Raw genomic sequence first — 25,191 nt, 5'->3', positions numbered from 1 at the left:
TCGGCCACCGCTCCCGGCCGGTCGGACCCTGGCGCGGCCCCCGGTCAACTCACCCGCTCTGCCCGGTGTTTGACCTCGTGCAGGCGGACCTCCGCGGGCAGCCGGTCCAGGCCGGCGGAGCGGCGGGCATGGGTCAGGGCTTCGTCGGACAGCCGCCCGAGGACCGTCCCGGGGTCGGCGTGCGGGGCGAGGGCGAGGGCGGCCAGGACATGTGGCTCGGTGCGGCGGCCGGTGAGCAGGACGGCGGCCCGGTCGACGCCGTCCAGGGACTCCGTCTCGGCTGCCAGGACGCCTTCCACGGCCCGGCCGCGCAGCAGGGCGCCCTCGCCGTCGCCGCTGTCGACGAGGATCCCGTTCAGCCGGTGGCGCCGCAGCTGGGTCAGCAACCACCACAGCATCAGCAGGACCAGGACGGCCAGGGCGGCGATCACCACCGGCCACCACCAGCTCTGCCCGGTGAAGCGGGTGCGCTGGTGGGCGGAGAGCAGCACGTCGCCGCTGCGGGACCACGGCCAGTGGGCGGGCAGGTGCAGGTGCCAGGAGGCGGGCAGGTCGAGCCCGCCGAACAGCACCAGGCCGCCGGTGCCGAAGAGCACCGCTCCGGCCAGCCCGAGGAGCACCCGGTTGACCGTGCTGCGGACCCTGTGCATCGCGCTCACCCCTTCTTCGGGCGCCGGACGTGCACGGTCAGGCCGAGCGGGCGGGCCAGGCCCAGCTGCCGCAGGCCGTCGCCGAGCGCGGTGTCGAGGTCGGCGCGGACCTCGTCCAGCTCACGGAAGTGGGCGACGGCGTGGGCCCTGGCCCGGCGGCGGCCGACCGTCATCCGTACGGACTGCACACCGGCGACCTCCATGGCGCGGTCGCGCAGCACCAACGCGGCGGCCGACCGGTCCAGTCCGGCCCTGATGCCCGGGGCCACCGGCCGCATCGGCAGCACCTGGCGCAGACCGGGGGTGACGGCCAGCACGATCAGGCAGACGCCGAGCAGCATCGCCAGCGCCGCGGCGCCCAGCACCCAGGGGTCGTCGAGGTGGCGCACGGCGAGTTCGTGGGCGAGCCGCCGGCGCCAGGCCATCGCAGGGCGGTGGGCCCGTACCGCGGCCACGTCGTAGAGCAGCAGGCCCGTGGCGGCCAGCAGCGCCAGCGCGAGCACGGCGGCCGGTACCCGGCGGGCGGACCAGAAGCGGCCGGTGCGGCCGTCGTCGGCGGTGGCCGGGGCGGCGGCGCCCGAGGAGGACTGCGTCAACCCGCCGCTCGCGCCCGGCGGTTCGTCGAGCGTGGGCAGCTTCCGGGTGTCCGCCGGCTCCGCGTCGTGGTCGCTCATCGCACCCTCTCCCGGCCCCTGCGCTCCAGCAGCGGTGAGTGCAACCGCTCGACCTCCACCGCGACCTCGGACACCACCATGCTCGTCAACGCGCCCACCCGCTCGGTGACATGGCGGCGCACCACCCGGACCTGCGCGCCGATGTCCGAGGGGTAGCCCAGCTCCACCGCGATCCGCAGCCGCGCCTCACCGAGGTGCTCCCGGTCGGCGGAGCGGTGGACGGTCACCGTGGCGTGCGCGTCGGTACGGTCCCCCGGGGATTCGACGCGCAGCGCCTCCCGCGCGACGCGGGCGGCGATCTTCGCCACCACCCGGTCCGCGATCCTGGTCCCGCCCCGCTCGCCCGCCGGTACGTCGGCGGCGGTGCCGGGCGGGGCCGCCCGGTAGACGGCTGCCACCCGGGCTCACCGCCGCCGGTCGTCGCGGTCGCCGGTACGCGTACGGAAGAAGTCGCCGGCCTCCAGGTCCCCGTCGAGGAACTTGCCGGCCACGAATCCGATGGCGCTCAGCGCCGCCACCACGACGAAGGCCCCGAAGCCGCCGAAGTATCCGGCGAAGCCCAGCGCCATACCGGCCCAGAGACCGACCACGGCCATGCTCATCGTGCGCTCCTTCGCTGCCGCCCCGGGCAGGCCTGATCACTGGAGCCGCGGCTCCGCTTCCTCTTCCTCGTCCGCCTCGTCGGGCAGTTTGACGTCACTGACCGCGATGTTGACCTCGACGACCTCCAGGCCCGTCATCCGCTCCACGGCGGAGATGACGTTCTCCCGGACGGACCGCGCGACATCGGCGATGGCGACGCCGTAGACGACCACGATCTCCAGGTCCAGTGCGGTCTGCACCTCGCCGACCTCGGCCTTCACCCCGCGGGTCGCGGTCGCGGACCGTCCACCGCCCGGCACCCGGTCCCGTACCGCACCGAGCGTGCGGGCCAGACCGCTGCCCATGGCGTGCACGCCGACGACGTCCCGGGCCGCGAGACCGGCGATCTTCTCCACCACTCCGTCGGCGATGGTGGTGCGCCCCCGCGACGCGGGGTCGCCGCCGCCGCGCTTGGCCGGGGTCCTGGGGGCCTCCGTCTGCTGCTGGTTCTCGCTCATCGGCGTGGTGTCCCTTTCCGCCGGGAGGAGCGGGGTGCCCGCTCCGTTCCCCACAGTAGGTGGGGTTGCCCGGGGCCGCTCCGGGGATGTGGCAGCGGAGTGCTCCGCACGGCGCCGTGCGGCACCGCACCCGGCCGTTCGGGCCGGTCTGCGGCAGGCTGGGGGTGTCGTCCGGCCACCGGCCCGCGGACCGGGCCGGGTCCTGCCGGGAAAGGGGTGACGCGGTGGCCGCGAACCAGGTGGCGCAGGCGGTGCGCGAGCAGCTCGGGATCGGCCGAGTGCTGCCGCTGGGCGGTCCCGCGGACGGGGCCTGGATCACCGAGCAGGCCGCCGCCCGGGCGCTGCGGGATGCCGTCGGGGCACCGTCGGCTGCCCGGATCGGCCGGCTGCGGCTGTCCGTCGCCGACCCCGGGCACGCACCGCGGCCGGTGGTGCCGCCCCCGCCGAGCGCGCTGCCGCCAGGCCCGTTGCGGATCACCGCGGACATCGAGGTGGCCCTGGCCGCGCCGGCCCGGGACCGACCGTTGCCGGCGGTCGCCGACGAGGTCCGGGCGGCGCTGCTGGCGGCGTCGGTCCGGGAGCTGGGGCTGGTGGTGGGTGCGGTGGATCTGCTGGTGAGCGGGGTGCCGGAGGCAACCGAAGAGGCAGTGGCGCAGCCGGCCAGGGCGCCGGCGGGCGGCCGGACCGGTGCCGGGCCGGAGGGTACGGAGGGGCTTGCGGCGGTGGCGCTCGGGGTGCCGGGGGTGGCCCGGCTGGCGCCGGTGCTCGGCGGCCGGGCCCGTCCGGTGCGGCTGGCCGAGGGACACGCCCTGATCCAGGTGGCGGTCGCGGCGGGCCATCGCGCGCTGAACGTCAGCGGCGCGGTGCGGCGGGCGGTGGCGGCCGCACCGAACCCGCCGTCGACGGTGACAGTGTTGGTCACGGCCGTGGAGCGGACCTGACCCGGCGGCCCCGGGGAGCGAGGTGCTCATGAGGGGCCGCCGAAGGCTCGGCTCCTAGTCGCCCACTCCGGCGAGGTCGCGCAGCCGGCGTGCCTGCGCGGCCCGCTCGGCGATGCGCTGCTCCTCGTAGCCACGGCCCGCGGCGCCGGCCAGTAGGGCCTTGGTCTCGACGACGGCGTCACGCGGCGGGGCGAGCAGCGCGGCGGCCAGGTCGGCGACCGCGGCGTCGAGTTCGTCCCCGGGCACGACGAGGTTGGCCAGGCCGGTCCGCTCGGCCTCCTCGGCGTGCACGAAGCGCCCGGTGGCGCAGATCTCCAACGCCCGGGCGTAGCCGACCAGTCCGACGAGGGGGTGGGTGCCGGTCAGGTCCGGCACCAGCCCCAGGCTGGTCTCGCGCATGGCGAACTGCACATCGTCGGCGACCACTCGCAGATCGCAGGCGAGCGCGAGTTGGAAGCCCGCGCCGATGGCGTGCCCCTGCACGGCGGCGATGGACACCAGGTCGTTGCGCCGCCACCAGGTGAACGCCTCCTGGTACTCGGCGATCGTGGCGTCCAGTGCGCTGTCCGTGCCGCGCGCCAGATCGATGAACGACGGCTCGCCGTCGAAGCCTTCGGGCGTGAACGCCTGCCGGTCGAGGCCCGCGGAGAAGGACTTGCCCTCACCGCGCAGCACCGCGATCCGAACGCTTCCCGGCAGCAGCGAACCCGCCTCGGCCAGCGCCCGCCACATGGCCGGCGACTGCGCATTGCGCTTGGCCGCGTTGGCGAGCGTCACCGTGGCGACGGCACCGTCCACGGTGAGCCGTACGCCGTCCTTGTCGAGCAGAGTCATCAGCGCCTCCGAGTCAGCCGACCGCACCTGCGTGCGTAAGTGACTGAACGGTAACCTCCCGGTCGACGGTGCGGTCGACCGGGGGGACACCGCTACTGCCCGGAGTCGCGGCCGTCAGGCCGAGGCGGCCTTCTTGCCCCTTGTGGCTCCGCCGCGACCGCGCAGGATCACACCGGATTCGCTGAGCATCCGGTGCACGAATCCATAGGAGCGGCCGGTTTCCTCGGCCAGCGCCCGGATGCTCGCACCGGAGTCGTACTTCTTCTTCAGGTCTGCCGCGAGCTTCTCGCGCGCGGCGCCGGTCACCCGGCTGCCCTTCTTCAGAGTCTCGGCCACCCGTGCCTCCTCGTGGGAAGTGCGCTCTGGACTCTCATGATCACCCCTCCCCGGCTTCCTGGCCACCCATTCCGCAAGGTCCGTACGACATCCTTTGCCGCCGGACGCCCGGAAACTCGGGCCGGAATCCCTCATTCCGGCCGCCGGGCGAGCCGTCCGGACCCGGAACGCGGCGAGAAGTAGCAGGTCAGAAGAGTTGTGGGAGAAAAGGGACGGGGCCGGGTCCGGGAGCGCGCGACGAGCGTCGCAGGCTCGCCGGTGTACGAGCCGTTCTCACTCAGATGATGGATCACACATCGGCCGAATGATCCATACGGCGTGATCCCACCGCCGTGACCGCGCCGCCGACGTCCGGCGCGGTCCGACGCCGGTCCTCCGACGACGGTCAGGCCAGCGCGACCAGATCCGCGTAGTCCTGGCCCCACAGGTCCTCGACGCCGTCGGGCAGCAGGATGATGCGCTCCGGCTGGAGTGCGTCCACCGCTCCCTCGTCGTGCGTCACCAGGACCACCGCGCCGGTGAAGGTGCGCAGCGCGCCGAGGATCTCCTCGCGGCTGGCCGGGTCGAGGTTGTTGGTGGGCTCGTCGAGGAGCAGCACATTGGCGGAGGAGACGACCAGGGTCGCCAGGGCGAGCCGGGTCTTCTCACCACCGGAGAGCACACCGGCCGGCTTGTCGACGTCGTCACCGGAGAAGAGGAAGGAGCCCAGCACCTTCCGGACGGCGACCAGATCCATGTCCGGGGCGGCCGAGCGCATGTTCTCCAGGACCGTGCGGTCCGGGTCCAGGGTCTCGTGCTCCTGGGCGTAGTAGCCGAGCTTGAGTCCGTGGCCGGGGCGGACCTCGCCGGTGTCCGGATGCTCGACACCGGCCAGCAGCCGCAGCAGGGTGGTCTTGCCGGCGCCGTTCAGGCCCAGGATGACGACCCGGGAGCCCTTGTCGATGGCCAGGTCGACGTCGGTGAAGATCTCCAGGGAGCCGTAGGACTTCGACAGGCCCTCGGCGGTCAGCGGGGTCTTGCCGCACGGCGCCGGGTCCGGGAAGCGCAGCTTGGCGACCTTGTCGGAGACCCGCACCGCCTCCAGGCCGGCGAGCAGCTTGTCGGCGCGCTTGGCCATGTTCTGCGCGGCGACCGTCTTGGTGGCCTTGGCCCGCATCTTGTCGGCCTGGGAGTTGAGCGCCGCGGCCTTCTTCTCAGCGTTGGCGCGCTCGCGCTTGCGGCGCTTCTCGTCGGCCTCGCGCTGCTGCTGGTAGAGCTTCCAGCCCATGTTGTAGACGTCGATCTGCGACCGGTTGGCGTCGAGGTAGAACACCTTGTTCACGACCGTCTCGACCAGGTCGACGTCGTGCGAGATGACGATGAAGCCGCCGCGGTAGGTCTTGAGGTAGTCGCGCAGCCAGACGATGGAGTCGGCGTCGAGGTGGTTGGTCGGCTCGTCGAGCAGCAGGGTGTCGGAGTCCGAGAAGAGGATCCGGGCCAGCTCGACACGGCGCCGCTGACCGCCGGAGAGGGTGTGCAGCGGCTGGCCGAGGATGCGGTCGGGCAGCCCGAGGCTGGCGGCGATGGTCGCGGCCTCCGCCTCGGCGGCGTACCCGCCCTTGGTGAGGAACTCGGTCTCCAGGCGCTCGTACTTCTTCATCGCCTTGTCCCGGGTGGCGCCCTTGCCGTTGGCCATCCGGTCCTCGTTCTCGCGCATCCTGCGCAGCACGGCGTCCAGACCGCGGGCGGACAGGATGCGGTCGCGGGCGAGCACGTCCAGGTCCCCGGTGCGCGGGTCCTGCGGCAGGTAGCCGACCTGGCCACCGCGAGTGACCGTGCCGGCGGCGGGGATGCCCTCACCCGCCAGCACCTTGGTGAGGGTGGTCTTGCCGGCGCCGTTGCGGCCGACCAGGCCGATGCGGTCGCCCTTGGCGATACGGAAGGAGGCGGACTCGATGAGGACGCGGGCGCCGGCACGCAGCTCAAGGCCGGAGGCGGTGATCACGGGAAAAGCTCCAGGGCAGGAAGACGGCGGGGGGACGGACGTTCCGAGAGCGGGCTGCGCCGTCTAATGAACCCAAAGGAGAACTGCCATAGCAGGCAGTCTAACGGCCCTGTGCAACCAGTTTTTCCGAGCGGGGGTCATTGTGACTCCCCCCACGTTTCGCTGCGCTTGGCTTGGCTTCCCACGTTGTTGGCTGTCCCGCCGTGGCCTGGCGGCCGGCGTTCTCCCCACGTTGTTGGCTTTCCCGCCGTGGCCTGGCGGCCGGCGTTCTCCCCACGTTGTTGGCTTTCCCGCCGTGGCCTGGCGGCCGGCGTTCTCCCCACGTTGTTGGCTTTCTCGTCGTTGCGCCTGCGGCGGGCTGTGCCGCTGCGCGGGGCTGTCGGGTGCGGTGACGGGCCTCCGGGGCAGGGGTTCCGGACTGCTTCGCTTTACGTCCGGAACCCCTGCCCCTCCGGCCCGCCCCCTCCCGTTGAGGGGTGGAAAAAGACCGGTGGGGGCGGACACGAGTGGTCCCCTGTGCGCAGTGAACAGACGGCGCCCGCCCCCACAAGTCCTTCCCCCCACTCACGGGAGGGGCCGCTCCGCAGGACGAAGTCCGGAGGAGCGGCACCGCACCCGACAAACCCACGCCCGCCGCAGGCGAAACGGCGAGCAACACACACGGCGGGAAAGCCGAAAACGTGGGGAGGCTACCCCCCCGTATGGACCTGGAACGCCGCCCGTCGTACGGCCTTGGCGAGGGCCGGGTCGGGGTGGGCTGCGGCCAGGGCGACCAGGACCTGGACGGTGCGGGGATGTCCCACGGCACGCACTTCGGCCAGGAGGCGTGGGACCGAGCCCTGGATCGCCGAGTCGAGGTGGCGCACCAGCAGCTGGGTCTCGCCGTGGTCGGCGACAGCCGCCGCGGTGTCCACCCAGAGCCAGGTCGACTCCTCGCGGGTGAGCACGTCGGGCGCGGTCTCCGGATCGCCGCCCTCGTGCTCGACCAGCCACAGCAGGGCGTACGGGCGCAGGCCCGGCTCGTCGGCGGCGGCGCGGACGGCGGGTTCGGCCGGTGCCCCGACCGCGCGCAGCGCCTCGAAGGCCAGGCCGCGCAGCAGCGCGTCCTCGCCGCGGGCCACGGCCAGCAGCTCCTCGACGGCCGCGCCGACGGAGCGGGCGGCGAGCCAGGCGCGGTATTCGGCGCGGGCCGGGCCCGGGGTGAGCCGGGCGCTGCCGCGCAGCATCGCCTCCGCGGACTGCTCGATGTGGCCGGCCGTGCTCTGCGCGGCCACGCAGATCTGCTCCAGCTTGACCCACACCGACCAGTTGCCGAGCGGCGTCAGCTGTGCCTCGGGCGCGCCGTGGGTGCCGTGATAGGCGCCGTCCGGGGTGCCGGGCGGCGGCACCAGCGCGCCGACCGTGAGCAGTGCGTCCAGCGCCCAGCCCAGCAGCTCGGCCAGCGACGCCCCCGCGGCGTCGTCGACCTCCGGCAGGGCTTCCCCGGCGTCGGCGCCGTCGGCCGGGCCCGGCGCGGCGTCCTGCCCGTAGGGGACCTCGCAGCGTTCCGTGCGCAGTTCGGTGACGCGCTGTTCCAGCATGTCCAGCAGCACCGGCAGCCGGACCGGACCGGCCGACAGGTGCAGCAGGGACAGCAGCTGCGGCAGCGCCTCGACGACCTCGGCGACGAGCGCGGGACCGGCGTCGGGCGGGGCGGGGCGGGCCAGCGACCAGGCGTCGAAGAGCGCGACCCAGCCGCGCAGCACGGCGGTGTCGTCGCGGTCCCAGGCGCGCAGCCGCCAGCCGGGGCGGGCGAGGCCGTCGTGGAGTTCGACGAGTCCGGCGAGCCGGGCCCGGTCCCAGTCGACGCGGACCTGCTGCGACGTCAGTCCCAGGTCCTCGGCGGCGCGTTCCACGGCGGGTGCCGGGAGTGCTCCGTCCCGCCCGGCGCGCAGTCCGCCGCCCGGGTCGACGGTGGCGCCGACGCCGTCGGCCCAGCGGGCGAGCCGGGCCGCGCCGGCCAGCACGGCACGGGCCTGGCGGGCCAGTTCCGCGGGCGACGGCGTGCCCTCGGGCGGGCGGGGGGCCGGGCGCTTGGCCCGGGCGGCAACCGCCCGGCGGGCGGCCGTGACCGGTTGACGGGGGACGAGTCGGAGCCGGGAGTCGCGCGGAGTACGGGACGTCACAGGAGCAGTCTTGCCGCTGACGGCCCGAAAGCCCAATCGGACGGCGGATTGCGGTCCGGCGGGCTCGCGCCATCCGGCCGACGCATCCCCGATATGGGCAGTTGTCCGCCCGTATGCCGCGGCGTCATCCCAGCGGCCCGCCCGGCGCTACATGAGAGGGGTGAGGAAGCGGCGCAGCGCCTCTTCGTAGCGGGCCGGGTCGGCGTTCCACATCGCGGCGTGCGGTGCGTGCGGGACGGCCTGAAGGGTGATCAGCTCCGTCCGGCGGGCGGCGAAGGAGCGGGAGGCCGTCCAGGGGGCGATCAGGTCGTCGGGGCCGTGGAAGAGCAGCGTGGGGACGGCCAGCGCGGCCGGGTCGGCGGCGTCCGCGGGGCGGTGCACGGGCATGCCGGTGGTGCCCTCGGCGGCGCGGACGACCAGCGGCAGCAGGGAGCGCGGGACCCCTCGGGCGGCGGCCAGCGCACGGACCGTGGCGTGCCGGTCGAGGACCGGTGAGTCCAGGATCAGCCCGCTGATGCGGTCGCGCAGCGCGGAGCGGGCGGCGGCCCGCAGCGCCATCGTCGCGCCGACGGACCAGCCGTAGAGGACCACGTCCCGGGCGCCGTAGTGGACGGCGTAGCGGATGGCCGCGTCCAGGTCGCGCCATTCGGTGTCGCCGAGGTGGTTGATGCCGTCGGCGGTGCGCGGGGCGCCGAGGTCGTTGCGGTAGGCCAGGTCCAGGACGGGCAGCCGGTGGCGGTGCAGGAACGGCATGACCACCATGGGGTGCTCGCGGGTGGTGCCCAGGCCGTGGACGGTGATGACCCAGGTGTCGCGCACGCCGGGGACGAACCACGCGGGGAGGGGGCCGAGTTCGCCGGGGACGTCGACGTCGGCGCAGTCGAGGCCCAGCGCGTCGCGGGGGTTGCCGATGTGCACCTGGGGGGTGAGCCGCACCCGGGTGCCCGGTCCGAGGGTGCCGTGGGTGACCCGCTCCAGCCGGCGGACGACCGCGTCCACGGGGTGGGGAGCGCCGTGGACGACGGAGCCGACCACCGCGTGGCAGCCGGCGCCGGTGAGGCCGTAGGTGCCGGGCCGCAGGGACGCCAGGCTGCGGGTGAGGGCGACGCGCCGGTCACCGACGGAGTGCACGGTCAGGCGGGAGTCGCCCGGCAGGGGGTGCTCGGGCGACGGTTTCAGGGCGATGTCACCGGCGTACCGGCCGACCGCCACGGCGGCCGCCGTGGCGCCGATCACGCTGAGGGCGGCCGCGGCCGCCGCTGTACCCGGACGCATCTCCTCAGTGTGCGCAGCGATGTCGGGTGCGGCCACTTGGCGCAGTCGGCGGAGTGAGCGGGCGGTCAGTCCCGGGGGTCGGTGCGCTGGCCGTAGCCGCGCAGCCGGTCACCAGCCGCGTCCAGCTGCTCGGCGGAGAGCAGGCTGGGCGTGTGCCCCGGTACGGAGCGGGCGAGGAGCCAGACCCGGCACATCCACTCCAGTTGGGCGGTGCGGTCGAGGGCCTGGTCGAGTCCGTCGCCGTAGGCGATGGTGCCGTGGTTCCGGAGCAGGGCGGCGGTGCGGTCGCGGAGCGCGTCGACCATGTGCGCGGCGAGCTCGTCGCTGCCGTAGAGGGCGTAGGGGGCGACGCGCACGGGGCCGCCGAGGTCCCCGGCCATGTAGTGGATCGGAGGGAGTTCGGGGACGAGGGTGGAGACGGCGGTGGCGTGCGGGGCATGGGTGTGGACCACGGCACCGGCCCCGGTGCTGCGGTAGACCGCGAGGTGCATGGGGAGTTCGCTGGTCGGCCGGAGGGACCCGATGATCTGGCGTCCATCGAGGTCCACGGCGGTGGTGTCGGCGGGCCCGAGCCGGTGATAGGGGACTCCGCTGGGGGTGACCAGGATCAGGTCCTTGATGCGGCGTGAGACATTGCCCGAGGTGCCGACGACCAGGCCGTCGGTGACCGTCCTGCGGGCGGTGGCGACCAGCTCGCTCCAGGCGGCGGCGAGCTGGTCGGGGTGGTCCTTCATGGGTCCTCCGACACGGTGCGGCGAATGCGGATGCGGTGCGCGCCACCGTACGAGCAGGCCGGGGCGGGGGCACCGAGGGCCTGCGGAGGCGGAGGTCACCACACGGCGATATTCCCCCTTTGTCCCGATTTCCCTGCCGAGCCCGTTCAGATTTCCCTGCCGAATCCCTTGCGAATCCTTCCGTGGCGCCCCCTGTCGGAGCGGACTACGGGAGAAAGCACAGTGAGTTCACGGGAAGATGAGGTGGAAGTGACGCGAGAGACACCTCCGCGTGAACAGTGCGGTGGTGTCATCGCGGCGCCCGACCCAGTTCACTTTCCGTTCACCCACTCTCCGTACGGTCCCGAGCGACACTGACCTTCGAACTGATTGCCTGGGTGAATGGAACACATCACGCTTCTCATCGGGATCGTGATCGTCACGGCCTTGGTGTTCGACTTTACGAACGGCTTCCACGACACGGCCAACGCAATGGCCACCACCATTTCCACCGGCGCCTTGCGACCCAAGACCGCGGTGGCGATGTCAGCAGCACTGAACCTCGTCGGTGCGTTCCTGTCCGTGGAGGTGGCCAAGACCATCTCCGGTGGCATCATCGACGAGACCGCCGGCATCAGACCTGAAGTGATCTTCGCCGGCCTGGTCGGCGCCATCCTCTGGAACCTGCTGACCTGGCTCGCCGGTCTCCCCTCCAGCTCCTCCCACGCACTCTTCGGCGGTCTGATCGGCGCGACGCTGGTCTCCGTCGGCAGCCACGGCGTGCACGGCGACGCCGTCGTGATGAAGGTCCTGATCCCGGCGGTGGCCGCCCCGGTCGTCGCCGGTCTGGCGTCGATGGCGGCGACCCGGCTGACCTACCGGCTGGCCCGCAACCGCGACGAGGCCGACACCGCCAAGGGCTACCGCGCCGGCCAGATCGCCTCGGCCGCCCTGGTCTCGCTGGCCCACGGCACCAACGACGCCCAGAAGACGATGGGCGTGATCACCCTCGCGCTGATCACCGGCGGCGTGGTCGCCCCGCACGCCGACCCGCCGCTGTGGGTCATCGCCTCGGCCGGCCTGGCCATCGCGCTCGGCACGTACCTGGGCGGCTGGCGGATCATCCGCACGATGGGCAAGGGCATCACCGACATCCAGCCGCCGCAGGGCTTCGCCGCCCAGACCGGCGCCGCGGCCACCATCCTGGCCTCCTCCCACCTCGGCTTCGCCCTCTCCACCACCCAGGTCTGCTCCGGCTCCGTGATGGGCTCGGGCCTGGGCCGCAAGGGCGGCGTGGTGCGCTGGTCCACGGCCGGCCGGATGGTCGCCGCCTGGGCCCTGACGCTGCCGGCCGCCGGTGCGGTCGCCGCGGCCGCCGCGTTCCTGACCAAGCAGGGCACCTGGGGCGTGGCCGCGGTGGCGATCCTCGCGCTCGGCGCCTCCGGCGCGATCTGGGCCGCCTCCCGGCGCAACACCATCGACCACTCCAACGTCAACGCGGGACCGGACGCCGAGCCGGCGGGCGTGGTGACCACCGCGCTGCGGGCCGTCTCCCCTCCTCCGGCGGGCCAGCCGGCGCCGTCGGCCGACGTACCGCACACCGCCGGCGAGCCGACCCCGGCGACTGATAACGACTCCTCCGCCGCGCGTGCCCAGGCCGCGACGGTCACCCCCTAGCGGCCCTCACCTAAGGAACGAACACTCCATGAGCATCGACTGGGCAGCCTTCGGCCAGGTCTTCGGCGTCAGCCTCGTGGTGACGGTCGGGATCGTGGGCCTGTTCACCGTCGGCATCGTCGGTACGTCCCGCAAGCCGAGCCAGGACGGCACGGTCGCCGCGACGACCGCTCCCGGGGCCGGCGCGCGGGCCGGGGCGGTGGCCGCCTTCGCCCTGTGCGCGGCGGCCGTGGCGTACGGCATCTATCTGATCGTCGCCGCCTGACACGGCAGCGGCGACGACCCCCGGGGCCTTGAGCGCCCGGGACGAGGCGTTCGGCGGACCGCGGCATCAGCCGCGGCCGCTGAGCGCCTGACGCGCTTCCCGGCCACTTCACTCACGGCCGCCAAGCGCCTGACGCGCTTCCCGGCAACTTCACTCACGGCCGCCAAGCGCCTCGTCTGCTTCTCTGGCCAGTTCGTCGGCGATCGCCGTGCCGCCGCGGCTGTTGAGGTACTCGGAGACCCGGATCTGCACGACCTTGCTGAAGGTCTGGTAGTGGGCGCTGCGCGGCCGCGGCTCGGCCGCCCGCAGCGCCGCGTACAACGTCCGGGTGTACGGCGGCTCCCGGCCGGGCCACGGCGCCCGCTGCCCAGTGGTGCCGTGCTCGGCCGGATCGGGCGGCAGCGGACAGGAGGGCGCCTTGCCCGCCTGCCGGTACGCCGAGTCCCGGGTCGCCGCGAACCCCCGCTCCAGCAGACAGCGCTCGCTGCTCGGGCTGGTCAGCGCCTCGATCAGGGCCCGGGCCCCGGCCGGCCGCTTGCTGCCGGCCGAGATCGCCAGGTTCTGCCCGCCCAGGACGGACATCCGCTTGCCGTCGGCGGCCCGGGCCGGCAGCTCGGCGACGTCGAACTGGGTGCCCGGGGTGAGCTTCTCGGCGACCGAGGCGTACTCCACCGGCCAGTTGCGCATGAACAGCGCGCGGCCGTCGGCGAACCAGCGGCGGCTCTCCGTCTCGTCCATCGCCGTGGCCTCGTGCGGCATGATCCGGTCCAGCCGGTCCTTGACGTCCGCGACGCCCAGTTGGAGCGCGCCGACCTGCTCGCCCTTGGTGAAGCTGGTGGCGTCCGGGTCGCCGCCGCTGGCCCAGGCGGACTCCAGGGTGTTGACGGTCAGCCCCTCGTAGGGCCGCAGCTGGGCGACCATGCCGTACATCCTGCGGTCCTCGGGGACCTTGCCGTCCTTCGCCCGGGCCGCGAGGTCGCGGTTGTAGGCGGGCGCCACCTTGAGGGCCATGTCCTTCAGCTGGCCCCAGTTGGCCGGCGGGGCGTACTCGCCGTACCTGGCGAGGATGTCCTTGCGGTAGTAGAGCAACCCTGCGTCGCTGTTGAACGGGACACCCCAGATCTTCCCGTCGTAGTCGACGGTCTTGACCACGCTGGTGAGGAAGTCGTCGTCCAGGGGCGCGTCCCAGGGGCGGATCACGCCCGCCTCGGCGAACTCCGCGGTCCAGGCCACGTCGAGGTTCAGGACGTCGTAGTCGCTGTTGCCGGACTGGCCCGCGGCCAGCAGCTGGCTGCGCTGGCCGTCGGCGGTGTCCGGGAGCTTGACGATCCGCACCGTGCGGCCGGTGCGCTTCTCGAACGCCCGGATGAGCTCCTGGCGGACGCCGGTGCTGCTCAGGTCGCTACCGGTGGCCACGACGATCGGCCCCAGCTCCGGGCCGGGCTCCGGCCCCGCGGTGCAGCCGCCGACCGCCGCCGTCAGCAACAGGCACAGCAGGGCGGCCGGCCAGCCCGCACGGGAGCGTCTCATCGGTCCCCCCGGCCTGCCGTGCCGATCGAGGCGACCAGCCCGGCCAGCAGGTCGGGCGCCTGTGGACCACCGGGTACGCACTGCCCCCGGGACGCGCCGGCCAGCCCCTGAAGGGCGAAGGTGTCGCAGCCGGTCCGGCCCATCACCAGCGTCAGCACCGGCACCGCGGGCTTCTCCTTCAGCAGCGCGGTGAGGGTCTGCTCGACGCCCGCCGCGCGCCCCGGCCCGCCGTCGTCCTCGTCGAGGATCAGCACGATCGCCTGATTGCTGCCGGCCGACTTCTTCATCTCCCGTACCGCGACGGTCAACGCCTCCTCCATGGCGGCGCCGTGGTCGACGAGCTCGCCCGGGCCTCCCCTGCCGATCCTCTCCAGCTCGGTCTTGCCCCGGGCAGGGTCGGCGGTGCCGAGCGGGACGACCCGGCGCACCGACCCCCGGTCGCCGGGGTGCGCACGGTCCGGGAAGGTCCACAGGCCGTAGGTGTGGCGGTCGCCGACCATCTCCAGGACTCGGCCCGCCGCGGCGAGCGCCACCGGCAGCTTGCCGCCGTCGGCCATCGACGTGGAGGCGTCCATCAGGATCAGCAGCCGGCTGGACTTCTGGGCCTTGTCGTAGCCGTCCAGCACCCGGGCGACCTGGCCGGGGCCGACCGCGAACCGGTTGACCGGGGCGTCCAGGTCGGCGCCCGCGCGGCTGCTCCGCAGCGGCGAGCCCGCCGGGAGCACGGGCTGCCCGCCGCCGTCCGCGCCGGCCCCGCCGGTCACCGGACGGTAGCCCTGCCCGACGAGGGTCCGCTGGCCGCCGGCCGGGTCCCGCAGCCAGCCGGCGAACCGGTCGACCGCGGCCCGCCTGGGGGTGGCGTCCGTGGTGCCGCGCCAGTCGACCCGGATCAGCGGGTGGTCGAGCGCCGGCACGTTCCTGGGGTAGTACGCCGCGTACCGGTCGCCGGGGGCGAGCGGGGCGTCCTGGGCGGGGCAACTGCCGATCGCGTGGCCGAGGTTGAAGTCGGCGAGGGACTTCTCGGAGACCAGCGGCGCCGCGTGGGCGCCCTGGCCGGTGCCGGGGCCGCCCCGGCGGTCCGGGCCGGCGGCCGGGCGCAGCGAGCAGAGCAGCTCGGTGCTGCCCGCGTACTGGCTGCCCGGTGCGGACAGCCGCTGCTCGGCGCCCTCGGCGAGGGCCGGGTCGGGGTCGCCCGACGGGCCGATGGCGGAGCCGTCGCCCGCGAGGTAGAGGCCGATGGTGTGCAGCAGTCCGGTGCCGGACAGCACCGGACTCGGGCGGAGGAGTCTCAGGTCGCCGTGGGCGCTGTCGGTGCCGGCGAGCAGGTCCCGCCAGGAGGCGCCGACCGGTTCGACGTCGTCCAGCCGCTTGGTGGCCGGGATGCCGACGACCAGTGGGCTGTAGGCGACCGGGCCGGTGTTGTGCAGGGCCGCCGGGGAGCCGGCCGGGGGCATCCCGCGGCGGGCCTCCTCGTAGTCGGCGGTGGATTCGGGGATCCACAGGTCGGGCTGCGGCCCCGGCCGGTAGAGAGGGTCGGGGCCCTTGGTGTCGGACGCGCCCCGGCCGGTGCCCTTGGCCTCGCCCTGCCAGCGGTCGGCGGCGGCGAAGCCCTGGTCGACCTGGTCCTTGGCGGCGGAGTAGACGGTGATCTGGGCGCGCCGGCAGCCGCGCGGCAGGTCGCCCTCGCCGGGCAGCGGGCGGGTGTTGAGCTCGGACATCTCGTAGTCGAACGCAGCCTGGCGCAGGGCGGGTTCGGCCTCCGGGGCGGTCAGCAGCCGCAGCTCCAGGGCGGGCGGGCAGTCCGGCAGCGGGCGCAGCACCTGGAGGGCGACCAGCCCGGCGGCGGCCAGCACCAGCACCGTGCACAGGGCCAGCAGCAGCCGCAGCCGGGGCCGGAGGTGCTGGTTGAACCAGCGGCGTAAGCGGACCCGCGGCGGGGTCGGCAGCCGCACTTCGGGGGTGGCGAAGGTCAGGACGACGTCGTCGACGGTGTTCTGCTTCGCCGACCGCGGCTCCCACACGTCACCCATCGGGGTCCGCTCGTCGGCGAGCCGCACCCGCAGCTCCCGCACCAGGTCCTCGAAGGTGACGAACCGGCGGCCGGGGATGCCGTGTTCCAGGACCTCCACCACGGCCCGGGTGAAGAGCGTGCCGCCGGCCGGTTCGTCGCCGCTGAAGATCCGGCGGTTGGGCTGGGCGGCCATCAGCAGCGACATCGGCTTGCGGCGGGAGTGGAAGGCACCGTCGGCGTTGCCGGAGTAGCAGCACTCCAGGACGATCACGATGCGCTCGGCCCGGGCGTTGTCGAGGCAGGAGAGGACCATGTCCTGCCAGGAGACGGTGGTGTGGCTCTGCCGGGGCACCGACGCGCCGACCATCAGCTGGAGATCGCCGCCGTCGCTGCCGACCCAGCCGTGGCCCGAGAAGTGCACCAGCAGCAGCCCGCGCGCCTCGTCGGCGGCGGCGGTGAGCGCCTGCACCAGCTCCCACGGCTCCTCGGGGCGGCAGAGCGTGACCTCGTCGGCGGTGAACAGATCGGTGCCGGTGAGCGCGCGGCGGAGCTCCGCGGCGTTGTCCTCCACCGCGGGCAGGTCGGTGAGGGTGGTGTAGTCGTGGACGCAGATCAGCAGCGCGCGGTTGAGCTTTCCCCGTGCGTCGTATTCGGACATCCGGCTCAGTCCTCGACGGTGCTGCCGCCCCCGTGCGCCGGGCTGCCGGGATCGCGGCGTGTGGTGTCGCCGACCGTGTGCACCTCCCCGCCGGTGCCGACGTCGACGGCGGGCGCCTCGCCCGCGGCGCGCTCCTCCTTGCGGCGCCGCAGCCACTCCCGCAGGGCGATGCTCAGCCCCTTGGTGACCTCGGTGGCGACCGCGCCCACGATCACCAGGATCAGGTCGTCCACGCCCACGGCCATGTCACCCAGATCGGGTCCGTCGGGCGGGCCGGTCTCCGGGGCGGGGTGCGGCCGCTGCTCCCAGGAGTGTTCCTGGCGGGTCAGCCAGGGTTCGCGCTCCAACCACGCCCGGAGGTCGTCGAGATCCTGCTGCGGATTGTTCGTCCCCGTGACCCTGATGCTGATCTCGTGACGACCCTCATGTCGATCGGCGCTCTCCGGCATCCCCCGGCCCCCCTTCCGGCGGCCCCGTCGCCACCGTGCACCAGATAGTGACGTGGGATCAGGGGCAGGGGCAACCGTCTGTGACGCCACAGCCACCCTGTGGCGTCCGCCACAGCGCCCGCCGTGGTGCAGCGCCGCAGGTCAGGGGTGAGTTGACGGGCATTCGCGGGGCGTGGTGGACTGCCGGGGCCAATCGGCGACAGAAGAGGAAGTCCGGTGAGAATCCGGCGCGGTCCCGCCACTGTCACCGGGGAGCGTCCCTCCGACGAGGGCCACGGTCCGTACCCGTACGGACTGGAAGGCCGGAGGCCACGCCGATCCGGGAGCCAGGAGACTCTCGTCGCCGTTCCGTCGAACCAGGGCGCGGACCCTGAGTGAGGACGTACGCCCATGCCCGGCTGCCCTTCGAGAGCCCCGATGCCCGCTGCCGCAGGGCCCGTTCGAGGCGCCGTGCCAGGCGTCCCAGGCGTCGCGGCCCAGGCGGGACCGTGCGGACACGCCCTGCCGGCGGCCTGACCCGATGCGCGGCGAACACGCGGGATATGCGTGCGGCGCGGCCCTCGGCTTCCTCGGCGACCTGATCGCGGCGGATCCCCGGCGCGGCCATCCGGTGGCCGCGTTCGGCCGGGCCGCGGGCGCCGTCGAGCGACGGCTGTGGCGCGACCACCGCGGCTACGGGGCGGCGCACACCGTGCTGTGCGCGGGCGGCGCGGCCGCCGGTGCCGCCCTGTTGCAGCGCGCCGTGGGGCGCCGCCGCGGCGCCCGGGTCACGCTGACCGCGGCGACGGTGTGGGCGGTGCTGGGCGGCACCTCGCTCGGCCGGGAGGCGCGGGCCGTCGGCGGTGCGCTCACGGCGGGCGATCTGGACGTGGCGCGGGAGCGGTTGCCGCATCTGTGCGGGCGCGATCCGCAGGCGCTGGACGGGCCGCAGATGGCCCGCGCGGTGGTGGAGTCGGTCGCCGAGAACACCTCGGACGCGGTGGTGGGCGCCCTGGTGTGGGGCGCGCTCGGCGGAGTGCCCGGGCTGGTGGCGTTCCGGGCGGTGAACACCCTGGACGCGATGGTGGGTCACCGGTCGCCGCGCTACCGCCGCTTCGGCTGGGCCGCGGCCCGGCTCGACGACCTGGCCGGCTGGCCCGGCTCCCGGCTGACCGCCGCACTGACCGTGCTCGCCGGCCCGGACCGGCGCGGTGCGCTGCGGGCCTGGCGGGCGGACGGCGGTGCCCACCCGAGCCCCAACGCGGGCCCGGTCGAGGCGTCCTTCGCGGGCGCCCTGGGCGTACGGCTGGGCGGCACGCTGGCGTACGGCGGGCGCGTCGAGCACCGCCCGGTGCTCAACGGCGCGGCGCGGCCGGCCACCGCGGACGACATCGAGCGGGCGGTGCGGCTCTCCCGACGGGTGAGCGCGCTGGCGCTGGCGGCGACGGTGGCGGGGCGGCTGGCGGTGGCCGCGGCACGGCGCGGGAACCGCAGTGCGAGCGGGTACCGGAGCGGCAGCGCGAGCGGGAAGGGACCCCGGTGAACAGGAAGTTGAAGGCCTCGTCCGGTGCGGGCGTCGGCGGTGGCCTGATGGTGGCCGGCACGACGTCCGACGCCGGCAAGAGCGTGGTGACGGCGGGGATCTGCCGCTGGCTGGTCCGGCAGGGCGTCCGGGTGGCGCCGTTCAAGGCGCAGAACATGTCGCTCAATTCGTTCGTGACGCGCCAGGGCGAGGAGATCGGGCGGGCCCAGGCGATGCAGGCCGCCGCGGCCCGCGTGGAGCCGACCGCGCTGATGAACCCGGTCCTGCTCAAGCCGGGCGGCGACCGCAGCAGCCAGGTGGTGCTGCTGGGCAAGCCGGTGGGCGAGCTCAGTGCCCGCGGCTACCACGCGGGGCGCCAGGAGCAGTTGCTGGACACCGTGACCGGGTGCCTGGCCGAGCTGCGGCGGACGCACGACGCGGTGATCTGCGAGGGCGCCGGCAGCCCCGCCGAGATCAATCTGCGGCGCACCGACATCGTGAACATGGGCATCGCCCGGGCCGCCCGGATACCGGTGGTGGTGGTCGGCGACATCGACCGCGGCGGGGTGTTCGCGTCGTTCTTCGGGACCACCGCGCTGCTGTCGAAGGAGGACCAGGCGCTGGTCGCCGGGTACCTCGTCAACAAGTTCCGGGGCGATGTGACGCTGCTGGAGCCGGGGTTGGACATGCTGCGGGGCCTGACCGGTCGGCCCACGCTGGGCGTGCTGCCCTTCGCCCACGGGCTCGGCATCGACGAGGAGGACGGGATGGGGGTGTCTCTGCGCGGCGCGGTCCGCGAGAGCGTGGTGGCGCCCCCGCACGGCGCGGACGTGCTGCGGGTGGCGGTCTGCGCGGTGCCGCTGATGTCGAACTTCACCGATGTGGACGCGCTGGCCGCCGAACCGGGCGTGGTGGTGCGGTTCGTGGACCGGCCCGAGGAGCTGGCCGACGCCGACCTGGTGGTGCTGCCGGGCACCCGGGGCACCGTCCGGGCGCTCGGGTGGCTGCGCGAGCGCGGACTGGCCGCGGCGATCGCCCGCCGGGCCGCCGAGGGCCGCCCGGTGCTGGGCATCTGCGGCGGCTTCCAGATGCTGGGCGAGCGCATCGAGGACGACGTCGAGTCGAAGGCGGGCACGGTCGAGGGGCTCGGCCTGTTGCCGGTACGGGTCCGGTTCGCGGCCGAGAAGACGCTCGCCCGGCCCGTCGGCAGGGCGCTGGGCGAGCGGGTGGAGGGCTACGAGATCCACCACGGTGTCGCCGAAGTGACCGGCGGGGCCGAGGCGTTCATGTCCGATGACCGGGGCGACGGCCTCGACGGCTGCCGGGTGGGCGCCGTGTGGGGCACGCACTGGCACGGCTCCCTGGAGAGCGACGCCTTCCGCCGGGCCTTCCTGCGGCGGGTCGCGGCCGACGCGGGCCGGGCGTTCGTCCCGGCCCCCGACACCAGCTTCGGCACGCTGCGCGAGGAGCAGTTGGACCGGCTGGGCGACCTGATCGAGGAACACGCGGACACCGACGCCCTGCTGCGGCTGATCGAGGACGGGGTGCCGGAGGGACTGGCGTTCGTGCCTCCGGGGGCGCCATGAGGGGTACGCAACGGACGGACCGGGGAGCCGACGGCGACGTGGAGGACGACACAGCATGACAACCGCGCACAACACGACCCCGCAGTACCCCTTCACCGCGGTGGTCGGCATGGACGATCTGCGGCTGGCGCTGCTGCTGAACGCGGTGAGCCCCGCGGTCGGCGGGGTGCTGGTGCGCGGTGAGAAGGGCACCGCCAAGTCCACCGCGGTACGGGCGCTGTCGGCGCTGATGCCGACCGTGGACGTGATCGGCGGCTGCCGCTTCGCCTGCGCCCCCGCCGCGCCCGACCCGGGCTGCCCCGACGGGCCGCACGGGGCGGGTGCCGTCGAGTCCCGGCCGACGCGGATGGTCGAACTGCCGGTCGGTGCCTCCGAGGACCGGCTGGTCGGCGCGCTGGACATCGAGCGGGCCCTGGCGGAGGGCGTGAAGGCCTTCGAGCCCGGCCTGCTCGCGGACGCGCACCGCGGCATCCTGTACGTGGACGAGGTCAACCTCCTCCACGACCACCTGGTGGACCTGCTGTTGGACGCCGCCGCCATGGGCGCCTCGTACGTGGAGCGCGAGGGCGTCTCGGTGCGGCACGCCGCCCGCTTCCTCCTCGTCGGCACCATGAACCCCGAGGAGGGCGAGCTGCGGCCGCAGCTGCTGGACCGGTTCGGGCTGACGGTCGAGGTCGCGGCCTCCCGGGAGCCGGAGCAGCGGGTGGCGGTGGTCCGCCGCCGGCTGGCCTACGACGCCGATCCGGCCGGCTTCGCGGCGCGCTGGGCGGCCGAGGAGGAGGCGCTGCGGCACCGCATCGCGGCGGCGCGGGAGCTGCTGCCCGGCGTGGTGCTGGGGGACGGGGCGCTGCGGCAGATCGCGGCGACCTGCGCCGCGTTCGAGGTGGACGGGATGCGCGCGGACATCGTGATGGCGCGCACCGCCACCGCGTTGGCCGCCTGGGCCGGGCGGACCGACGTCCTGGAGGAGGACGTCCGGCAGGCGGCGCTGCTGGCCCTGCCGCACCGCCGGCGCCGCAACCCCTTCGACGCCCCCGGCCTCGACGAGGACAAACTCGACCAGACGCTGGCGGAGTTCGGCGCGGACGAGGGCGCGGACGGCGACGACGATCCGGAGCCGGACGGTCCGGACGGCGGCCCCGACGGGGACGGACCGGGCGGTGGGCGGCCGCCGCAGGACGACAGCGGGCCGGCCGAGGCCCCGCTGCCGCCGCAGCCCGAACTGCCGCACCAGTCGGACCGGGAGAACCCTCCGGCGGCGCAGCCCCCCGAGGAGCCCGCACCGGAGGCCGACGCCCGGCCGCAGCCGCAGGGCGCGGCCGGGGAGAAGCCGGCGGTCGGCGCCGCCGAGCCGTTCCGGACCCGCCGCCTGGACGTACCGGGCCTGGGCGAGGGCGCCGACGGCCGGCGCTCCCGCGCCCGGACCGCGCACGGCCGGACGACCGGCGCCCGGCGCCCGCACGGCGCGCTGGGCAGGCTGCACCTGGCGGCCACCGTGCAGGCCGCCGCGCCGCACCAGCACGCCCGCGGGCGGCGGGGCGCCGGCCTGGTGGTGCGCCGGGACGACCTGCGCGAGGCGGTGCGCGAGGGCCGCGAGGGCAACCTGGTGCTGTTCGTGGTGGACGCGTCCGGGTCGATGGCGGCGCGCAAGCGGATGAGCGCGGTCAAGGGCGCGGTGCTGTCCTTGCTGCTGGACGCCTACCAGCGGCGCGACAAGATCGGGATGATCACCTTCCGGGGCGCCGGCGCCGAGCTGGCGCTGCCCCCGACGTCCTCGGTCGAGGCCGGGGCGGCGCGGCTGGAGCAGCTGCCGACCGGTGGCCGCACCCCGCTCTCCGCCGGCCTGCTGCGGGCCCACGAGGTGCTGCGGGTGGAGCGGATGCGGGACCCCTCGCGGCGCCCCCTGCTGGTGGTGGTCACCGACGGTCGGGCGACGGGCGGGTCCGATCCGGTGGCACGGGCCTCCCGTGCGGCCCGGCTGCTGGCCGCCGAGGGCCTCGCCTCGGTGGTCGTGGACTGCGAGTCCGGCCCCGTGCGGCTGGGCCTGGCGGGCGAGTTGGCCCGTGATCTCCAGGGCACCGCGGTCACCCTCGACGAGCTCCGGGCGGACAGCGTCTCGGCGCTCGTCCGCACCGTCCGGGGCACCAGGACCGCGCACGGCGACCAGACCGTGCACCGCAACAGGAAGGCCGCGTAATGCCGCAGGGACAGCCGACCGTCGTACCGAACGACGGGCTCACCACCCGCCAGCGCCGCAACCGCCCGCTGGTCTTCGTCCACACCGGAACCGGCAAGGGCAAGTCCACGGCCGCCTTCGGGCTGGCGCTGCGGGCCTGGAACCAGGGCTGGCCGGTGGGGGTGTTCCAGTTCGTCAAGTCCGCGAAGTGGAAGGTCGGCGAGGAGCGCGCGCTGAAGGTCCTCGGCGACTCCGGCGAGGGCGGCACGGTCGCCTGGCACAAGATGGGCGAGGGCTGGTCGTGGGTGCAGCGCGACTCCCAGTTCAGCAACGAGGAGGCGGCCCGCGAGGGGTGGGAGCAGGTCAAGCGGGACCTCGCCGCCGAGACCTACAAGCTGTACGTCCTGGACGAGTTCGCCTACCCGCTGAAGTGGGGCTGGGTGGACACCGACGAGGTGGTGTCGGTGCTCCGGGACCGCCCCGGGACCCAGCACGTCGTCATCACCGGACGGGGCGCCCCCGAGGCGCTGCTGGACTTCGCCGACCTGGTGACGGACATGACGAAGGTCAAGCACCCCATGGACACCGGCCAGAAGGGCCAGCGGGGCATCGAGTGGTGAGCGGAGCATCATGAGCGAGCGCAGCGAGGTGTCGGCATGAACGGTGGTCGGATTCCGCGGTTGGTGATCGCCGCACCGTCCTCGGGCGCCGGCAAGACGACCGTCGCCACCGGGCTGATGGCCGCGTTCGCCGAGGCCGGCTTGGCGGTCTCGCCGCACAAGGTGGGCCCGGACTACATCGATCCGGGCTACCACTCCCTGGCCACCGGCCGCCCCGGCCGCAATCTGGACGCCTACCTGTGCGGCCCCGGCCGGATCGCACCGCTGTTCCTGCACGGTGCGGCGGGCGCGGACCTGGCGCTTGTCGAGGGCGTGATGGGGCTGTTCGACGGCGCGTCGGGGCTGGGCGAGCTGTCGTCGACGGCCCAGGTGGCGAAGCTGCTGCGGGCGCCGGTGGTGCTGGTGGTGGACGCGTCCTCGCAGTCCCGGTCGGTGGCCGCGCTGGTGCACGGCTTCGCGTCCTGGGACCCGGAGGTCCGGCTGGCCGGGGTGATCCTCAACAAGGTCGGCTCGGACCGCCACGAGGCGCTGCTCCGGGAGGCGATGGGCTCCTCCGGCGTGCCGGTGCTGGGCGCGCTGCGGCGCGACGGGCGGGCCGGTACGCCCTCCCGCCACCTGGGGCTGGTGCCGGTCGCCGAACGACGCGCCGAGGCGCTCGCGTCGGTGCGGGAGTTGGCCGCGCGGGTGCGCGAGGGCTGCGACCTCGACGCCCTGCTGGCCCTGGCCCGCTCGGTGCCGGAGCTGCCGGACACCCCGTGGGACCCGGCGGCCGAGGTGGCGGAGGTGGCTGCGCCGGCCGCCGGGGCGGCCGTCCCCGGACGGCCGCGGATCGCCGTGGCCGGCGGCGCCGCGTTCACCTTCGCGTACGCCGAGCACACCGAACTGCTGACCGCGGCGGGCGCCGAGGTGGTCCCCTTCGACCCGCTGCGGGACGAGCAACTACCGCCCGGCGCCCAGGGATTGGTGATCGGCGGCGGCTTCCCCGAGGTGTACGCGCCGGAGCTGTCGGCGAACGCTCCGCTGCGCGCGGCGGTGGCCCGGCTGGCCGCCTCGGGCGCACCGGTCTCCGCGGAGTGCGCCGGACTGCTGTACCTCTCCCGTGCAATCGACGGGAAGCCGATGTGCGGGGTGCTGCCCGCCGAGGCCCGGATGACCGAACGGCTCACCCTCGGCTACCGGGAGGCGGTGGCGCTCGCCGACAACGCGCTGGCCGCGGCCGGGTCCCGGGTGCGCGGCCACGAGTTCCACCGGACGGTGCTGGAGCCGGGCGCCGGCGCGGAGCCGGCGTGGGGGCTGACGCACCCGGAGCGGCGGGTGGAGGGCTTCGTCACCGGCGGGGTGCACGCCTCGTACCTGCATGTGCACTGGGCCGCGGAGCCGTCGCTGGCCGTCCGGCTGGTGGCGGGCGCGGCGCGGACCGCGACGGCACCGGGCGCCGCCCGATGACCGGCGGACCCGGAGCCCTCGCACGGTGAGCGGCCGGGCGGACGCCGGGACCGCCGACGGGCCACTGGTCGTCGGTGTGGGCGCCCGCCGCGGCGTCACGGCGGCCGAGGTGCTGGACCTGATCGCGACCGCCCGCGCGGCGAGCGGATGTGCGGCCCGGCCGGTCGCGGCCCTGGCGACGGTGGAGGCCAAGGCCGCCGAGCCGGGCCTGGTCGGGGCGGCGCGGCGGCTCGGGGTGCCGCTGCGGGCGTTCCCGGCCGCGGCGCTGGCGGCCGTACGGGTGCCGGCGCCGTCCGCCGCCGCGGCCGCCGCCGTCGGGACGCCGAGCGTCGCGGAGGCCGCGGCGCTGCTGGCCGCGGGCCCGGGGGCCGTCCTGATCGCGGGCAAGCGCAGCTCGGCGCGCCCGGGGAGGCCGGCCCGGGCCACCTGTGCGCTCGCGGTGTCGACGGGCGGGCGCCCGCTGTACCGCCAGTAACGCGCAGCGGTGGACTTACCGCTGGTAGGGAGGGAGCGGCCGCCGCCCCCTCCACCGGTGCCGATATCGTCGTGACCTCCCCCAACGCCCCGCCGTGGACCGGAACGGCGGACGGCGGGCGGCGG

At 74.8% G+C, this 25,191-nt stretch carries 23 protein-coding genes and 1 riboswitch; of the genes, 9 read left to right on the top strand and 14 right to left on the bottom strand.

The window, feature by feature from the left end; all coding sequences use genetic code 11:
• Positions 1–44: 44 nt before the first annotated feature.
• From amaP to AB0C96_RS13250, 5 genes are read right to left on the bottom strand one after another with little or no spacing between them, the layout of a single operon-like run.
• A complete protein-coding gene (amaP, locus tag AB0C96_RS13270; protein WP_362916736.1) occupies positions 45–650 on the bottom strand; it encodes an alkaline shock response membrane anchor protein AmaP in 606 nt (201 codons plus the stop codon).
• 5 nt (positions 651–655) lie between these two features.
• Positions 656–1,324: a DUF6286 domain-containing protein gene (locus AB0C96_RS13265; protein WP_362916734.1), complete on the bottom strand. Its 669-nt coding sequence runs from the start codon at positions 1,322–1,324 to the stop codon at positions 656–658.
• On the bottom strand, positions 1,321–1,722 hold the full coding sequence (locus AB0C96_RS13260) for a hypothetical protein (RefSeq protein WP_362916732.1): 402 nt from the start codon (positions 1,720–1,722) through the stop codon (positions 1,321–1,323). The genes AB0C96_RS13265 and AB0C96_RS13260 overlap by 4 nt, the downstream gene beginning before the upstream one ends.
• Before the next feature lie 6 nt (positions 1,723–1,728).
• Positions 1,729–1,926: a hypothetical protein gene (locus AB0C96_RS13255; RefSeq protein ID WP_362916730.1), complete on the bottom strand. Its 198-nt coding sequence runs from the start codon at positions 1,924–1,926 to the stop codon at positions 1,729–1,731.
• A 36-nt stretch (positions 1,927–1,962) separates the two neighbouring features.
• On the bottom strand, positions 1,963–2,424 hold the full coding sequence (locus AB0C96_RS13250; RefSeq protein ID WP_362916728.1) for an Asp23/Gls24 family envelope stress response protein: 462 nt from the start codon (positions 2,422–2,424) through the stop codon (positions 1,963–1,965).
• Between the two features lie 224 nt (positions 2,425–2,648).
• On the opposite strand from AB0C96_RS13250, the gene AB0C96_RS13245 reads away from it, so the two are divergent.
• Positions 2,649–3,365, top strand: a complete 717-nt coding sequence (locus AB0C96_RS13245; RefSeq protein ID WP_362916726.1) for a hypothetical protein — start codon at positions 2,649–2,651, stop codon at positions 3,363–3,365.
• A 54-nt stretch (positions 3,366–3,419) separates the two neighbouring features.
• On the opposite strand, the gene AB0C96_RS13240 is transcribed toward AB0C96_RS13245, so the two are convergent.
• The 6 genes from AB0C96_RS13240 to AB0C96_RS13215 form a co-directional block, all read right to left on the bottom strand.
• On the bottom strand, positions 3,420–4,199 hold the full coding sequence (locus AB0C96_RS13240) for an enoyl-CoA hydratase/isomerase family protein (RefSeq protein WP_362916724.1): 780 nt from the start codon (positions 4,197–4,199) through the stop codon (positions 3,420–3,422).
• Between the two features lie 114 nt (positions 4,200–4,313).
• The gene (locus AB0C96_RS13235; RefSeq protein ID WP_030366669.1) at positions 4,314–4,535 is read right to left on the bottom strand and encodes a helix-turn-helix domain-containing protein; all 222 of its coding nucleotides are present in this window, start codon (positions 4,533–4,535) and stop codon (positions 4,314–4,316) included.
• A gap of 385 nt (positions 4,536–4,920) precedes the next feature.
• Positions 4,921–6,519: an ABC-F family ATP-binding cassette domain-containing protein gene (locus tag AB0C96_RS13230; RefSeq protein WP_362916722.1), complete on the bottom strand. Its 1,599-nt coding sequence runs from the start codon at positions 6,517–6,519 to the stop codon at positions 4,921–4,923.
• A 689-nt stretch (positions 6,520–7,208) separates the two neighbouring features.
• Complete coding sequence (locus AB0C96_RS13225) at positions 7,209–8,684, bottom strand: hypothetical protein (RefSeq protein ID WP_362916720.1); 1,476 nt, start codon at positions 8,682–8,684, stop codon at positions 7,209–7,211.
• A gap of 147 nt (positions 8,685–8,831) precedes the next feature.
• A complete protein-coding gene (locus tag AB0C96_RS13220) occupies positions 8,832–9,959 on the bottom strand; it encodes a hypothetical protein (protein ID WP_362916718.1) in 1,128 nt (375 codons plus the stop codon).
• A 65-nt stretch (positions 9,960–10,024) separates the two neighbouring features.
• A complete protein-coding gene (locus tag AB0C96_RS13215) occupies positions 10,025–10,693 on the bottom strand; it encodes a class II aldolase/adducin family protein (RefSeq protein ID WP_362916716.1) in 669 nt (222 codons plus the stop codon).
• Positions 10,694–11,074: 381 nt separating this feature from the next.
• Here AB0C96_RS13215 and AB0C96_RS13210 point away from each other — a divergent pair, with 381 nt between their 5' ends.
• Together AB0C96_RS13210 and AB0C96_RS13205 are read left to right on the top strand one after the other, a co-directional pair.
• Positions 11,075–12,349 carry an inorganic phosphate transporter gene (locus tag AB0C96_RS13210; RefSeq protein ID WP_362916714.1) on the top strand — a complete coding sequence of 425 codons (1,275 nt, stop codon included), beginning with the start codon at positions 11,075–11,077 and terminating at the stop codon, positions 12,347–12,349.
• A gap of 28 nt (positions 12,350–12,377) precedes the next feature.
• Entirely contained in the window at positions 12,378–12,614 is a 237-nt protein-coding gene (locus AB0C96_RS13205; protein ID WP_362916712.1) for a hypothetical protein, read from the top strand.
• 150 nt (positions 12,615–12,764) lie between these two features.
• Here AB0C96_RS13205 and AB0C96_RS13200 read toward each other — a convergent pair whose 3' ends face one another.
• The 3 genes from AB0C96_RS13200 to AB0C96_RS13190 are packed head-to-tail and all read right to left on the bottom strand — an operon-like array spanning position 12,765 to position 17,262.
• On the bottom strand, positions 12,765–14,144 hold the full coding sequence (locus AB0C96_RS13200; protein ID WP_362916710.1) for an extracellular solute-binding protein: 1,380 nt from the start codon (positions 14,142–14,144) through the stop codon (positions 12,765–12,767).
• The gene (locus tag AB0C96_RS13195) at positions 14,141–16,813 is read right to left on the bottom strand and encodes a caspase family protein (protein WP_362916708.1); all 2,673 of its coding nucleotides are present in this window, start codon (positions 16,811–16,813) and stop codon (positions 14,141–14,143) included. Before AB0C96_RS13195 ends, AB0C96_RS13200 begins: the two co-directional genes overlap by 4 nt.
• A gap of 5 nt (positions 16,814–16,818) precedes the next feature.
• Positions 16,819–17,262 carry a hypothetical protein gene (locus AB0C96_RS13190; RefSeq protein WP_362916706.1) on the bottom strand — a complete coding sequence of 148 codons (444 nt, stop codon included), beginning with the start codon at positions 17,260–17,262 and terminating at the stop codon, positions 16,819–16,821.
• 203 nt (positions 17,263–17,465) lie between these two features.
• Positions 17,466–17,599, top strand: a riboswitch (cobalamin riboswitch).
• Between the two features lie 183 nt (positions 17,600–17,782).
• Here AB0C96_RS13190 and AB0C96_RS13185 point away from each other — a divergent pair.
• From AB0C96_RS13185 to AB0C96_RS13160, 6 genes are read left to right on the top strand one after another with little or no spacing between them, the layout of a single operon-like run.
• Positions 17,783–18,784 carry a cobalamin biosynthesis protein gene (locus AB0C96_RS13185; RefSeq protein WP_362916704.1) on the top strand — a complete coding sequence of 334 codons (1,002 nt, stop codon included), beginning with the start codon at positions 17,783–17,785 and terminating at the stop codon, positions 18,782–18,784.
• Between the two features lie 47 nt (positions 18,785–18,831).
• Positions 18,832–20,349, top strand: a complete 1,518-nt coding sequence (locus AB0C96_RS13180) for a cobyric acid synthase (RefSeq protein ID WP_362916847.1) — start codon at positions 18,832–18,834, stop codon at positions 20,347–20,349.
• A 55-nt stretch (positions 20,350–20,404) separates the two neighbouring features.
• Positions 20,405–22,546: a putative cobaltochelatase gene (locus AB0C96_RS13175; RefSeq protein WP_362916702.1), complete on the top strand. Its 2,142-nt coding sequence runs from the start codon at positions 20,405–20,407 to the stop codon at positions 22,544–22,546.
• Positions 22,546–23,145: a cob(I)yrinic acid a,c-diamide adenosyltransferase gene (gene cobO, locus AB0C96_RS13170; RefSeq protein WP_362916700.1), complete on the top strand. Its 600-nt coding sequence runs from the start codon at positions 22,546–22,548 to the stop codon at positions 23,143–23,145. The genes AB0C96_RS13175 and cobO overlap by 1 nt, the downstream gene beginning before the upstream one ends.
• Positions 23,146–23,181: 36 nt before the next feature.
• On the top strand, positions 23,182–24,591 hold the full coding sequence (locus tag AB0C96_RS13165) for a cobyrinate a,c-diamide synthase (protein ID WP_362916698.1): 1,410 nt from the start codon (positions 23,182–23,184) through the stop codon (positions 24,589–24,591).
• Between the two features lie 25 nt (positions 24,592–24,616).
• Positions 24,617–25,066, top strand: coding sequence for a cobalamin biosynthesis protein (locus AB0C96_RS13160; protein WP_362916696.1), 450 nt, complete (start codon positions 24,617–24,619; stop codon positions 25,064–25,066).
• Positions 25,067–25,191: the final 125 nt, after the last annotated feature.

This window comes from Streptomyces sp. NPDC048506, assembly GCF_040651315.1.
Classification (GTDB): Bacteria; Actinomycetota; Actinomycetes; order Streptomycetales; family Streptomycetaceae; genus Streptomyces.
The sequence above is the reverse complement of the archived record's forward strand: the minus strand, read 5'-3'. Positions and strand labels throughout refer to the sequence as shown.

Bases quoted from the DNA above. Each gene is read 5' to 3' on its own strand.
- amaP (WP_362916736.1), bottom strand. From the start codon at position 650: ATGCACAGGGTCCGCAGCACGGTCAACCGGGTGCTCCTCGGGCTGGCC.
- AB0C96_RS13185 (WP_362916704.1), top strand. From the start codon at position 17,783: ATGCGCGGCGAACACGCGGGATATGCGTGCGGCGCGGCCCTCGGCTTC.
- AB0C96_RS13180 (WP_362916847.1), top strand. From the start codon at position 18,832: ATGGTGGCCGGCACGACGTCCGACGCCGGCAAGAGCGTGGTGACGGCG.
- AB0C96_RS13220 (WP_362916718.1), bottom strand. From the start codon at position 9,959: ATGCGTCCGGGTACAGCGGCGGCCGCGGCCGCCCTCAGCGTGATCGGC.
- AB0C96_RS13210 (WP_362916714.1), top strand. From the start codon at position 11,075: ATGGAACACATCACGCTTCTCATCGGGATCGTGATCGTCACGGCCTTG.
- AB0C96_RS13265 (WP_362916734.1), bottom strand. From the start codon at position 1,324: ATGAGCGACCACGACGCGGAGCCGGCGGACACCCGGAAGCTGCCCACG.
- AB0C96_RS13250 (WP_362916728.1), bottom strand. From the start codon at position 2,424: ATGAGCGAGAACCAGCAGCAGACGGAGGCCCCCAGGACCCCGGCCAAG.
- AB0C96_RS13200 (WP_362916710.1), bottom strand. From the start codon at position 14,144: ATGAGACGCTCCCGTGCGGGCTGGCCGGCCGCCCTGCTGTGCCTGTTG.
- AB0C96_RS13165 (WP_362916698.1), top strand. From the start codon at position 23,182: ATGAACGGTGGTCGGATTCCGCGGTTGGTGATCGCCGCACCGTCCTCG.
- AB0C96_RS13175 (WP_362916702.1), top strand. From the start codon at position 20,405: ATGACAACCGCGCACAACACGACCCCGCAGTACCCCTTCACCGCGGTG.
- AB0C96_RS13255 (WP_362916730.1), bottom strand. From the start codon at position 1,926: ATGAGCATGGCCGTGGTCGGTCTCTGGGCCGGTATGGCGCTGGGCTTC.
- AB0C96_RS13195 (WP_362916708.1), bottom strand. From the start codon at position 16,813: ATGTCCGAATACGACGCACGGGGAAAGCTCAACCGCGCGCTGCTGATC.
- AB0C96_RS13190 (WP_362916706.1), bottom strand. From the start codon at position 17,262: ATGCCGGAGAGCGCCGATCGACATGAGGGTCGTCACGAGATCAGCATC.
- cobO (WP_362916700.1), top strand. From the start codon at position 22,546: ATGCCGCAGGGACAGCCGACCGTCGTACCGAACGACGGGCTCACCACC.
- AB0C96_RS13240 (WP_362916724.1), bottom strand. From the start codon at position 4,199: ATGACTCTGCTCGACAAGGACGGCGTACGGCTCACCGTGGACGGTGCC.
- AB0C96_RS13215 (WP_362916716.1), bottom strand. From the start codon at position 10,693: ATGAAGGACCACCCCGACCAGCTCGCCGCCGCCTGGAGCGAGCTGGTC.
- AB0C96_RS13205 (WP_362916712.1), top strand. From the start codon at position 12,378: ATGAGCATCGACTGGGCAGCCTTCGGCCAGGTCTTCGGCGTCAGCCTC.